This is a genomic window from Dermabacter sp. HMSC06F07, assembly GCF_001807345.1.
GTDB classification, from domain to species: Bacteria; Actinomycetota; Actinomycetes; order Actinomycetales; family Dermabacteraceae; genus Dermabacter; species Dermabacter hominis.
Genome location: NZ_KV788588.1, coordinates 470,379 through 482,355 on the forward strand (window position 1 = coordinate 470,379; position 11,977 = coordinate 482,355).

10 protein-coding genes are annotated in these 11,977 nt (G+C 64.0%); 1 reads left to right on the forward strand and 9 read right to left on the reverse strand.

Annotated elements, in window-relative coordinates:
* Nucleotides 1-132 precede the first annotated feature (132 nt).
* The 9 genes from HMPREF3157_RS09235 to lysA form a co-directional block, all read right to left on the reverse strand.
* Complete coding sequence (locus tag HMPREF3157_RS09235) at nt 133-552, reverse strand: hypothetical protein (protein WP_016664817.1); 420 nt, start codon at nt 550-552, stop codon at nt 133-135.
* Nucleotides 549-1,673, reverse strand: coding sequence for a glycosyltransferase family 4 protein (locus HMPREF3157_RS09240; protein WP_034373628.1), 1,125 nt, complete (start codon nt 1,671-1,673; stop codon nt 549-551). The genes HMPREF3157_RS09235 and HMPREF3157_RS09240 overlap by 4 nt, the downstream gene beginning before the upstream one ends.
* Nucleotides 1,670-2,413, reverse strand: coding sequence for an L-threonylcarbamoyladenylate synthase (locus HMPREF3157_RS09245; protein ID WP_070436184.1), 744 nt, complete (start codon nt 2,411-2,413; stop codon nt 1,670-1,672). Before HMPREF3157_RS09245 ends, HMPREF3157_RS09240 begins: the two co-directional genes overlap by 4 nt.
* Nucleotides 2,410-3,357: a peptide chain release factor N(5)-glutamine methyltransferase gene (gene prmC / locus HMPREF3157_RS09250; protein ID WP_083288144.1), complete on the reverse strand. Its 948-nt coding sequence runs from the start codon at nt 3,355-3,357 to the stop codon at nt 2,410-2,412. Before prmC ends, HMPREF3157_RS09245 begins: the two co-directional genes overlap by 4 nt.
* 6 nt (nt 3,358-3,363) lie before the next feature.
* Complete coding sequence (gene prfA / locus HMPREF3157_RS09255; protein ID WP_016664821.1) at nt 3,364-4,461, reverse strand: peptide chain release factor 1; 1,098 nt, start codon at nt 4,459-4,461, stop codon at nt 3,364-3,366.
* A 104-nt stretch (nt 4,462-4,565) separates the two neighbouring features.
* On the reverse strand, nt 4,566-4,778 hold the full coding sequence (gene rpmE, locus HMPREF3157_RS09260; protein ID WP_016664822.1) for a 50S ribosomal protein L31: 213 nt from the start codon (nt 4,776-4,778) through the stop codon (nt 4,566-4,568).
* A 147-nt stretch (nt 4,779-4,925) separates the two neighbouring features.
* Nucleotides 4,926-6,782: a transcription termination factor Rho gene (gene rho, locus HMPREF3157_RS09265; RefSeq protein ID WP_070436185.1), complete on the reverse strand. Its 1,857-nt coding sequence runs from the start codon at nt 6,780-6,782 to the stop codon at nt 4,926-4,928.
* A gap of 276 nt (nt 6,783-7,058) precedes the next feature.
* Entirely contained in the window at nt 7,059-7,988 is a 930-nt protein-coding gene (gene thrB / locus HMPREF3157_RS09270) for a homoserine kinase (RefSeq protein WP_070436186.1), read from the reverse strand.
* Between the two features lie 134 nt (nt 7,989-8,122).
* Nucleotides 8,123-9,535 (reverse strand): diaminopimelate decarboxylase, encoded by a 1,413-nt coding sequence (lysA, locus tag HMPREF3157_RS09275; protein ID WP_070436187.1) that lies wholly within the window; start codon nt 9,533-9,535, stop codon nt 8,123-8,125.
* Nucleotides 9,536-9,698: 163 nt separating this feature from the next.
* Here lysA and HMPREF3157_RS09280 point away from each other — a divergent pair, with 163 nt between their 5' ends.
* Nucleotides 9,699-11,957 (forward strand): bifunctional alpha,alpha-trehalose-phosphate synthase (UDP-forming)/trehalose-phosphatase, encoded by a 2,259-nt coding sequence (locus HMPREF3157_RS09280; protein WP_070436188.1) that lies wholly within the window; start codon nt 9,699-9,701, stop codon nt 11,955-11,957.
* Nucleotides 11,958-11,977 lie beyond the last annotated feature (20 nt).

Genomic DNA, 11,977 nt, shown 5'->3' on the forward strand with positions numbered 1-11,977 from the left:
CGGTCTGTTCGAGGCGGTTTGCACGCCATGCACGTGCATTCAGCACCTATGCAGGCTGCGCCGCTATTCGCTCAGCATTCTGAATCAATATAACAGAGGACGAGGCGGACTTTTGACTCAGTTCGGTGCCTCTTACACCTCAATTTTCGGGCGTGTTCGCGCGAGCAGCGCTCCTTCGACCGCAATCGGGGCGACGGCGCCGAAGAGAAGCGCAATTCCCACCCACGGCATTGAGAGCCATGTCTCTCCTTTGAGCAGGATGAGGCACAGGATGAGAGCAAGCATTTTGCCTCCCCACGTGCACGCAACCGTTCCGAGCATGATGAGCGGGCTCTGGGCGATTCCCCAGTACGCGACGATGAGCGCGGGCAGCGTCACCACGAGAGAGAGGAGAGCGCCGACGATCGCGCCGTTGCGGGCGAGCGGATCGAAGCCGATCCAGGCAACGAGCACAACGACGGCAGCGATGACGGCCCCCACGATCACCGCGCTCACGATCGCTTTTTGCACCAGTGCGTTGTTGTACGCGCGGTTCTTTTCTGCGGTGCTCATGCGGTTTTCTCCACGTCCTGGTTGCGGCGAGCACGATGGAGTGCTCGCAGGGGGTCAAGCGTCACGACTATAGCGACGACGAGCGAGCCGATCCAAATAAACGCGGCGGTCTTCGCCTCGAAGAATACGGGCGCGAGCAGGCATAGCGACACGAGCGCCGTCCACGTGTACATGATGAGGACCGCGCCAAGTTTTGAGTGTCCCAGGTTCAAAAGGCGATGGTGCAGGTGCCGACGGTCGGCGTGAAACGGCGATTTTCCACTTCCCACACGCCTGATCACCGCGAGCACCATATCGAGGGCTGGAAGGATCATCACGCCCACGGGCATGAGAATCGGGAGAAGCTGGCCGAAGGCATCGGAGGGGGCGAGGCGAGCCGGATCGACCTGGCCCGTGACGGCGATGGTTGCCGAGACCAACAAGAGACCGAGAAAGAGGGCTCCCGAATCCCCCATGAAGATGCGCGCTTTGGAAAAGTTGTGAGGCAGGAACCCAAGGCATGCCCCGATCATGACCGCAGTGATGAGAGCCGCCATCGACGAATAGTCGGTGGAGGATACGTCTCGCGTGAGGAGGTAGGCGTAAATAAAGAACGCCACTCCGCCGATCGCCATGACTCCGGAGGCGAGGCCGTCGAGCCCATCGATGAAGTTCACGGCGTTCATCGCTGCCACAATCACGATGACGGTCAAGATGAGCGATGAGCGAGCGGAAATGAGCGTGAGGCCACCGATCGGGAGGGTCGTGAGTTGCACTCCTTGCGAGGCAACGAAGAGCGCGATGAGCACTTGACCGGCGAGCTTCGTCAGCCAGTCGAGGTCGAATTTGTCGTCGAGGCCGCCGAGCAGACATATGAGCCCACCCGCGATGAGGATCGACCACACCTTGAACGAGCCACGAAAGATCGGTTCGAGGAAGGGCACGTTCGAGGCAAGAAGCATCGCGACCGCGACCCCCGCGAACATCGCTACTCCGCCGAGGCGCGGTGTCACGTCCCTGTGCACATCGCGTTCACGAACGGCGGTCATTGCGCCGATGCGCCGTGCAACGACGCGCGCCGCGGGCGTCACGAGATAGGTGACGGCCGCGGCGATGAGCAGTAGAAAGAGGTAAACCCTCAAGCGTCGGCCTTATCCTCGCCGGCAGGTGACTGTTCTTGAGATGCCTCGGCCCCCTCGCCTGCTTGTTCGTCTTCGGGTTGTACGGGCTTTTCGGGGGTGAAAATCTCGCCGAACTTCGCGACGATCTCCTCTTCGCTCAGTGCGCCGCGACGGAGAATTTCGGGCGGATTCACGGTCGCGTCGATGATCGTGGAGGACTCGCCGATGCGACTCTTGCCGCCATCGACGTAGACCTCAACCGCGTCGCCGAGTTGCACGGCCGCATCCATGACGCTCTTGGCGGCATCGCCGCCGTGCTTGTTCGCGCTCGAAACGGCGAGCGGTCCCGTTTTCTTGAGCAGTGCAATTGCAGCCTCGTGATCGGGCATCCGCAACGCGACGGTGCCTTTGGTGTTGCCGAGGTCCCAGTGCAGAGACGGCTGGGCTTTAACGATCACCGTGAGCGCGCCGGGCCAGTATTCCTCGACGAGGTCTTCGATGATCGGCGGAATATCGAACCCGAGCGCGTGCATGACATTCGGGTCGCCGATGAGCACGGGCGGCGGGAATTCGCGGCCTCGCCCCTTCGCGTCGAGGAGCGCCTGTACGGCGTCTTTATTAAAGGCGTCGGCGCCGATGCCGTACACGGTGTCGGTCGGCAAAACTATGAGTTTGCCATCCTTGACCGCGGCGGCAGCAGCCTCGAGGGCTTCGTCACGCGTGGATTCGTCGGTGTAGTCGTATACGCTCACGTGCGTCATTCTCTCACTTGTTGTGCTGCGCGCGCCACGAGGAAGCGGTCGCGTCCCGTGAGGTCGCGCGCGGTCTTAATCGTGTCAAAACTCTGTGTCTCTGCGGCGAGGGCCCGCGTCGGCGCTCCCTGGCTTTCGTCGTGTTCCATGATGAGCAGGCCTCGTGGCCGCAGCAGGCGTGCGGCAAGGTTGATCACGGCGCGAGGAACGTCGAGGCCACTCTCCCCTCCCCCGAACAATGCCTCGTGCGGGTCGTACTCGCGCACCTCGGCGTCGGCGGGAATCGCGCGCGCGGGGATATAGGGCGGGTTCGCGATGACGAGGTCGAGCGGGCGATCAGGAATATGCGTGTCGATGAAACCGTCGAGCTCAGTGAGGCCTGTGGGTAGTTCTGCGTGAAAAACGCGGAAGCGCCCCGGCCCGGATGCTGCGCAGTTGCGCTGCGCAAGTTCCACGGCACGCGAGTTCACGTCGAACGCGCTCACGCGGGCGGCGGGGAATTCGTTAAGGAGCGCTGCGGCGAGGGTTCCACTTCCGGTGCAGGCGTCGAGGGCGTGCAGCGGGTCCGACGCTTGCCGGCCTTCCTCGCGCGTCCAGTCATGGGCGATGTCGAGTGCCGTTTCGGTCTCGGGCCGCGGGATGAACACGCCGCGGGCGGTCTCGAGTGTGAGGTGCCGAAAGGGGGCTTGACCGAGGATCAGCTGAAGGGGCTCGCGCCTTTCGCGTCGCGCGAGGATCGCCTCGACGTCCGCCTCGAAGGTTTCGGGGAGCTGGTCAAGGAGCACGAGGGAAGCCTCGGCCTGCGCTGCATGGAGAACGATGAGCCGCGCTTCGGCTTCGGCTGAAGCGATGCCGGCCGCGTGAAGCCGCGCGCGTGCGCCTCGGCGTGCGAGCGCCACTCGCTGCGAAACGCTCAGGCCGTTGTGTGCAGCGGGGGCACGGTATTCGTTCACGTGCTCTTACTCGTTCGAGCCCGCAGCGGCGAGCATCGCTTCGCGATCGGCATCCATGAGCGACTTGACGACGGGATCGAGTTCGCCGTTGAGCACCTGATCGAGGTTATTCGCCTTGTATCCGGTGCGGTGATCGGCGATGCGATTTTCGGGGAAGTTGTAGGTCCTGATGCGCTCGGAGCGATCCACGGTGCGCACCTGGGAGCGGCGCGTCGCCGAGGCTTCCGCTTCCTGCTCAGCGTGAACGGCATCGAGCAGGCGTGAGCGGAGGATGCGCATCGCCTGCTCCTTATTTTGGAGCTGGCTCTTTTCGTTCTGGCAGCTCACGACGAGTCCCGTAGGCAGGTGCGTAATGCGAACGGCCGAGTCGGTCGTATTCACGCTCTGGCCACCGGGGCCGGAGGAACGGTAGACGTCGATACGAAGATTGTTCGGGTGAAGCTGTTCGGCGAGGAACTCGTCTTCATCGGCCTCATCGGCTTCGGGGACAACGAGGACACCGACGGCCGAGGTGTGAATGCGCCCCTGCGACTCGGTCACGGGCACGCGCTGCACACGGTGCACACCGCCTTCGTACTTGAGGTGAGCCCATACGCCTTCCGCAGGGCCGACGTTGCCTCGCGTGCGGATCGACATCGCGAGGTCTTTGTAGCCACCGAGATCCGATTCGGTCTCCGTGATGATTTCGGTGCTCCAACCATTCTTCGTCGCGTACGCCTCGTACATGCGCACAAGATCCGCGGCAAAGAGCGCGGATTCATCGCCACCCGCACCGGCCTTGACCTCGAGGATCACGTCACGAGCATCGTTGGGATCGCGCGGGGCAAGCAGCTCTTCGAGCTTCGCCGTGAGATCCTCACGCGTGCGTTCGAGAGCGTCAGCTTCCTCCGCCATCGAGGGGTCCTCTTCGGCGAATTCGAGAGCGGTTTCGAGATCCTCGCCTGCCGTGAGCCATTCGCGGTACGTGCTGACCACGGGCCCGAGTTCGGCGTAGCGGCGCCCCACTCGCTTAGCCTTGTTGTGGTCATTATGGAGGGACGGGTCGGCCATTTGCTGCTCGAGGGCCGAGTATTCGTCAACGAGCGAGGACACGTTCTCAAACATGAGGGTCTTTCTTGGCGTGGTGGGGCGGGCGTGGATGTTTTACGTACGCGAAAGCGGCGCCGGCATCCCACATGGAGGCGGGGTGCCGACGCCGCTTTGAAAAGCTACTTCTTGCGCTTGCCGTAGCGCGCTTCGAAGCGGGCCACGCGGCCACCGGTGTCAAGAATCTTCTGCTTACCGGTGTAGAACGGGTGGCAAGCCGAGCACACTTCGGAGTTGATCTTTCCGTCGGCTTTCGTGCTGCGCGTCACGAACGTGTTGCCACAGGTGCAGGTCACCGTGGTCTCCACGTATTCGGGGTGAATCCCCTTCTTCATGTGATGTCTCCTTTTCGATCATGGCCGCTGGGTCGGCGCCGAGGTGCGGGCCGTGAACCAGAACCGTCGTTTAGTTTCCCACGAATGGGCGTGCGAGCTCCAGTGCGCTGCCTGTAACTCTGCTTACAGACCCTGCTCGGAGCGGCGCTATTCGCTCTGGCGAGGAACGCTCGGGGTCGTCTTCGAAACGGCGAGAAGGAATTCGCTGTTCGACTGCGACTTCTTGAGGCGCTCGAGAAGAAGTTCAATCGCCTGCTGCTGTTCGAGCTGGCCGAGCACGCGGCGAAGCTTCCACATGATGGCGAGCTCCTCGTTACCCATGAGCTCTTCTTCGCGACGCGTTCCCGAGGCATTGACGTCAACGGCCGGGAAGATGCGGCGCTCAGCGAGCTTGCGGTCGAGCTTGAGCTCCCAGTTGCCGGTGCCCTTGAACTCTTCGAAGATCACTTCGTCCATCTTCGATCCCGTGTCCACGAGGGCTGTGGCGAGGATCGTGAGCGAGCCGCCATTTTCGACGTTGCGAGCCGCGCCAAAGAAACGCTTAGGCGGGTAAAGCGCCGAGGAATCGACACCACCGGAAAGGATCCGGCCCGAGGCGGGCGCCGCAAGGTTGTAGGCACGGCCGAGGCGCGTGATCGAGTCAAGGAGCACGACGACGTCGCGCCCCATTTCCACGAGGCGCTTCGCGCGCTCAATCGCGAGCTCGGCGACGGTCGTGTGGTCGTCGGCGGGGCGATCGAAGGTCGAGGCGATGACCTCGCCCTTGACCGTGCGCTGCATGTCGGTGACTTCCTCGGGGCGCTCGTCCACGAGAACAACCATGAGGTGAACCTCGGGGTTGTTCTGCGTGATCGCATCGGCGACCTGCTGGAGGATGATGGTCTTACCCGCCTTCGGAGGCGCGACGATGAGGCCACGCTGGCCCTTGCCAACGGGGGCAACAAGGTCAATGATGCGCGGCGTGAAATTCGTGGCCTTGTTCTCGAGACGAAGGCGCGTATCGGGGTACAGCGGCGTGAGCTTGTTGAACTCGACGCGCGCCTTAGCCTTCTCGGGAGTCATTCCGTTGACGGTGTCGACGCTTACGAGCGCCGCAAACTTCGAGTGGCGGTTGTTGTTGCGTCCGCGCCCGCGGCCACCGCCACCGTGGTGGAAATCCTGCTGGCGCTGCTGTTCCTCGCCGTCCTTCGGCGCCTTGACCTGGCCGACGATCGCATCGCCCTTGCGCAGGCCGTACTTGCGCACCTGGTTCATCGACACGTAAATGTCGCTCGGGCCGGGCAGGTAGCCGGTCGTGCGCACAAACGCGTAGTTGTCGCGAATGTCGAGAATGCCCGCGACCTTGACGAGGACGTCGTCTTCGTGGATCTGCGGCTCGCCGTTATTGTCGTTGTCGCGACGGTTGCGGTTGCGGTTGCGGTCTCGTCCGCGCGAGCGGCGGCTACGGCGATCGTTGTTGTTGTCGTCGTTGTCGTTGCCGGAGCGATTGTTGCGACCGTCGCGGCGGCCTTCGCCATCGCGATTCTTCTGATCGCCCTGCTTGGTGTCGCGCCCTTTATCGTTGCCGCGCTCGCGGCGGTCGGGGCGCTCCCCCTTGCGGCGGTCGCGCGTGGTTTCTGAATCGGGAAGCTCGATGTCTTCGACCCGGCGCGGGCGCTCGCCGCGGCGACGCTCTGCGCGTTCGTTGGTATCACCGGTGGACTCGGTGTTGCGGTCCTGTGCATCGCCGCGCTCCTGATCCTCGTTGCGATTGCGGGAGCGCGAGGGCTTCTGTGCCGTCTCAGCGCTCTGAGGAGCGGGAGCCGCGGGCGCGTCGTCGGAGGGGCTCGTCTTTTCGGCACGCGCGGCGGGGGCCGACGGTGCCTTGCCCGTACGGATTGCCTCGATCAGCTCGCCTTTGCGGAGCTTGCGCACGCCGCGGATGCCCATGGAAGTCGCGATGGCCTGAAGCTCAGGGAGCCTCTTTGCCGAAAGTTCGGCGGCGTCAGTGTAGTTGTCGTTCACCCGGGGTCCTTTCTGAGGTGTGTGTCCCGTGGTTGTACTCAGTTTCGTGAGATGACCGTGCTTTTTCGGGGAAAAACGCGCACTCGGGCACTGGGGCGGGAGGCTCGTGTGCTTCACGCCGAAATAGGGGCACCGGTCGGTGTGAGGAATGCTCGACCATCATGAGATGGTTCTCTTCTGCGAGCGCCTACCGCCGAGGGAAGGATTGTGGCTTTGCGCGGGGCGGTTTGCCAGCCTTCAACGGGGGCGGGGCCACGTTCGCGTGGCCGAGCACCCTCACGATAACACAGTGTGGATGCCCTCTCGTGCAAGCAGCACGCGCGCGAGGCGCCAGTCGTCGGGCTCTTCGACGACTTCGCGGACGATGCGCGCGATGTCGTCCGGTGCGTCGATAGGGATCAGCACCGTCGGCCCCGCCCCCGAAATCACGGCGGGAACGCCCTGCGAGCGCAGCACGTGGACGAGGCCCACGCTCTGGGGCATATGGGCGCTGCGTTCATCCTGATGGAGGCGGTCTGCCGTAGCCGCGAACAGGCGTGAGGGGTCTTCCGCAAGAGCGTGCACGAGAAGAGCGGCACGGGCGATGTTGTGGGTCGCGTCCCGGCGGCGCACCTCGGGGCTCAGTATCGCGCGAGCCGTGGTCGTCGAAAGCGTGCGGTTCGGGCACATGATGAGGGGGCGCAGAACGGGTCGACCGTCGGCAGCATTGGCGACGCGCACGCGCACGGTGTGGGGATTTTCGCCATCCATATAGCTAAGGCACACGCCGCCGTGGATAACGGCGGCGACACTATCGGGATGCCCCTCGATCGATGTTGCGATCTCGAGCATTGCGCGTTCGTCGAGCGCATTCGGTTCCTGAATTATGGCTCTCGCGAGGGCAATGCCGCCCACGATCGCCGCGGCGCTCGAGCCGAGCCCTGCGCCCTGGGGAATGACATTCGTGCACGTAAGCCGCACGCCGATCTGGGGCGCGCCGACCCATTCGAGGCTTTCGCGCAGCGTGCGCACGATGAGATTGGTATCGTCGGTGGGCAGCTCACCGGCTCCCTCGCCGCGAATGGTGACCTCGGTTTCCCCCGTGGTGACCTCAAGCGTGTAACGGTCACGAAGCTCGAGGGCGAGGGCGAGGCTGTCGAAGCCCGGGCCGAGGTTGGCGCTCGTCGCGCACGGCTGCACCGTGACGCGTTCTCTCGCGATTCTCACATATCCCTCTCTTGCGCGCGGTGGTGTTTGCGGCGCTTCGCTTACTCACTCGCACGGGCCTCTCGCGTGCGTGCATCACCTCAAGCGTAGCGAGTGTTGGATGCGTGGGCCCGACACTTTCCTCTCCCCTACCGTTACCCTAGATCGCGCGCGAGCAGGTCCTCGAGAGTTTCGCGGCGGATCATCTCGCTCACATCGCCGTCTTTGACGGAGACGACGGCGGGCCTCAGCGCACAGTTGTAGTTGGAGGCGAGGGCATAGCAGTAGGCACCCGTGACGGGCACGGAGATGAGATCTCCTCGCCTGACGTCCGCGGGCAGGTATTCATCTTTCACCACGATGTCGCCACTTTCACAGTGTTTGCCGACGACGCGCACAACGCGAGGCTCGACCTCGGAGGTGCGATTGGACAGCAGGCACGAGTAGTCAGCGTCGTAGAGGGCTGTACGGATGTTGTCACTCATGCCCCCGTCGATCGAGACGTAGAGACGCTGTTGCCCGCCGCCGAGTTCGACATCCTTGAGCGTTCCCACCGTGTAAAGCGTTTGGGTCGAGGGGCCCGCGATCGCACGGCCCGGTTCGAAGCCGAGTCTTGGGATCTCTAGCTCGAGTGCGCGGCAGGAATTTTCGACGATCGCGGCGAGTTGCTCGGCCAGTTGCTCGGCCGTGCGCGGGGTGTTCTGGGTCGTGTACATCACCCCGAAGCCGCCGCCGAGCACGATGTGGGTGATCGGGCGTCCGATCGCCTCGCGCCCTTCCTTCGCGAGCGCGAGCACGCGCCGCGCCGCTACCTCGAAGCCGTTCGTGTCGAAGATCTGCGAGCCGATGTGCGAATGCAGGCCCTCGAGCCTGAGCGCGTCCGCGGCCTCGACGCGACGGATTGCCTCGAGTGCGTCCCCCGTCGTAATCGATATGCCAAACTTCTGATCCTCGTGCGCGGTCGAGATGAACTCGTGTGTGTGGGCTTCAACGCCCGAGGTCACGCGCAGCAGCACGCGCTGGCGCACGCCATGCGTCGCGGCGATATCGCTGACGCGCGCGATCTCCTCGAGGGAATCGATCACGATGCGCCCCACCCCAGCTTCAATCGCGAGGGCAAGCTCGGCATCGCTCTTGTTATTGCCGTGGAACGTGAGCCGGCTAGCGTCGGACCCCGCGCGAAGCGCAATCGCGAGCTCCCCACCCGAGCACACATCGAGGCCAAGGCCCTCTTCGCGCACCCAGCGCGCGACCGCCATGGAGAGGAAGGCCTTGCTCGCGTAGCTCATGTCCACCCCGGCGAGCGGTGCGAAAGCCTTCTCGAACGTTGCGCGGAAGAGCCTCGCGCGGGAGCGGAAATCCTCTTCGTCGATCACGAAGGTGGGCGTACCGAACCGCTCCTTAATCTCGCCCACGCCAACGCCCGCGATCTCGACCTCGCCGCTTTCGTTGCGCGTCGTCTTCTCGCTCCAGAGCCCGTCGATCAGGTGGTTGACGTCGCTCGGGTAGGGCAACCACTGGGGAACGAGATCGTTCCCGTGGAGGGCTCCCGCCTCGTGTGCGCGCATGCCTACTCCTTACTCTAGGGGACATTCGTTGACTGAAACCCTAGGTCGAGGGGCCGCGGCGCCGAGATCGTGTCCACGTGCAAAGACGATCGCTTTTACACGAGCACCCATCCGGGATTGGTAGCGTCAGGAGGTGAAACACGCGCCTCGGAAAAGGAGCATCATGTCCCGCGCATCCCTCGTTGTCGTCGCCAATCGCCTCCCGGTCGATCGCAAAACGGCTCCCGATGGTTCGACCGAGTGGGTCACGAGCCCGGGCGGTCTCGTCACTGCGATGGAGTCGGTCATGCGCAACGCGGAATCGGCCGCGTGGGTTGGCTGGGCCGGCGGCGCAGGTGAAGACATCGATCCGTTCGACATCGACACCATGCATCTCGTGCCCGTGACCCTCACGGCCGAAGAAGTCGAAAAATACTACGAGGGCTTCTCGAACGACACGCTGTGGCCGCTCTACCACGACGTGATCGCCGACCCGAACTTTCACCGCACCTGGTGGGACGTCTACGTCGAGGCGAACCGGAAGTTCGCGAAGGCCGCTGCCACCGCAACGGCCGAGGGTGGCACGATCTGGGTGCACGACTACCAGCTACAACTGGTTCCCGAGATGATCCGCAGCCTCCGCCCGGACGTGACGATCGGCTGGTTCAACCACATTCCCTTCCCCCCGTTCGAGCTTTTCGCGCAGCTGCCAAAGCGAGACTCGGTTTTGCGGGGTCTGCTCGGCGCGGATCTGCTCGGCTTCCAGCGCGAGCGGGATGCCATCAACTTCACGACGTGTGTGCGGCAGATCCTCGGCTACCGCGCGAACGAGCACCAGATCATCGTCCCGGGCCTCGGCCTTGAAGACGACCGGACGGTCGAAGCGCGCTGCTTCCCGATCTCCATTGACGTGAGCGTGTACGACGAGCTCACGAAGGACCCGGCTGTGCTCGCGCGGGCGAAGGAAATTCGCGAGCAGCTCGGCAACCCGAAGAAGGTTGTGCTCGGCGTGGATCGCCTCGATTACACGAAAGGCATCCGCCACCGCCTCAAGGCCTACGGCGAGCTCCTCAACGACGGCGCGATCGACCCGCACGAGGTCACGATGATCCAGGTCGCGACCCCCTCGCGCGAGAGGGTCGACGCCTATAAGCAGCTGCGCGATGAGATCGAGCTGACCGTCGGACGCCTCAACGGCGACTTCGCCCCGATCGGCCGCCCCGCGATCTCCTACATGCACCGCACATTCCCCCGCACCGACATGACCGCGCTGTACATGTGCGCGGACGTGGTGCTCGTGACGAGCCTTCGCGACGGCATGAACCTCGTGGCGAAGGAATACATCGCCTCGCGCATCGATGAGCGCGGCGTTCTCGTGCTTTCGGAGTTCACGGGTGCCGCCGATGAGCTTCGCGCCGCGACCCTCGTGAACCCACACGACATTGACGAGCTCAAATCGGCGATCCTCCACGCGCTCGCGATGAGCGAGGAGGAACAGCAAGACAACATGCGTTCGCTTCGCCGCCAGGTGTTTGATCACGATGTGCAGCGGTGGGCGTCGGACTTCCTCGAGTCGCTCGAGCGCGTGGGTGGAGATCGCAGTGCAGAAGCCAGGAAGGCTCCGGCTCGTCCCACTCTTAGTTCCGACGCTTGCCCGCCTCGCGCCGAGCTCGATTCTGCTCTCGAGGCTTTCGCGGCAACGCCGCGCGTGCTCATCGCGTCGGATTTCGACGGCGTTCTCGCACCGATCGTCGCGAATCGCGATGAGGCGTGTGCTATCCCCGAGTCGCTTCAGGCGCTTCGATCCCTTTCTGGCCTCGACGGCACGAACGTCGCCCTCGTATCGGGCCGTTCCCTCGAGGATCTCGATTCGCTCACGGAAATGCCGAGTTCGGTTGTGCTGATTGGCTCGCACGGTGCCGAGGTGGGGGCGCTTCCCGAGAGCATGGATGCGGGCATTCTCGATTCCTCGTCGCTCTCGATGACGGATGAGCGCCGCTCGCAGCTGGAGACCATCACGGCGGCTCTCGAGCGGATTTCCCGCAAGTACCCGGGTACCGAGGTAGAGAAAAAGCCCACGGCCGCCGTGCTCCACACGCGCAACGCGAAGGGCCGCGGCGCCGCGAACGCGACCGAAGAAGCCCTCGAGTATGCACGCTCGATCCGCCACGCAAAGGTCACGCCAGGAAAGGCCGTCGTGGAGTTCTCGGTGATCCCCGCGACGAAGGGCGAAGCGATCGAGGCCCTCGCCCGCGCGTGCGCGTGCGACGCGTGGCTCTACCTCGGCGACGACGTCACCGACGAGTCCGTGTTCAACCGTGCGAGCGAAAGCGACCTCACGATCAAGGTCGGAGGCGGCGAAACCGCGGCGAGCTTCCGCATCGCTGACCCCGAAGAGGTCAAGGAGCTGCTCGCGCAGCTGCTGGCGAAGCGCTCGGCTTGAGCCGCCGAACGCTAGCGGAG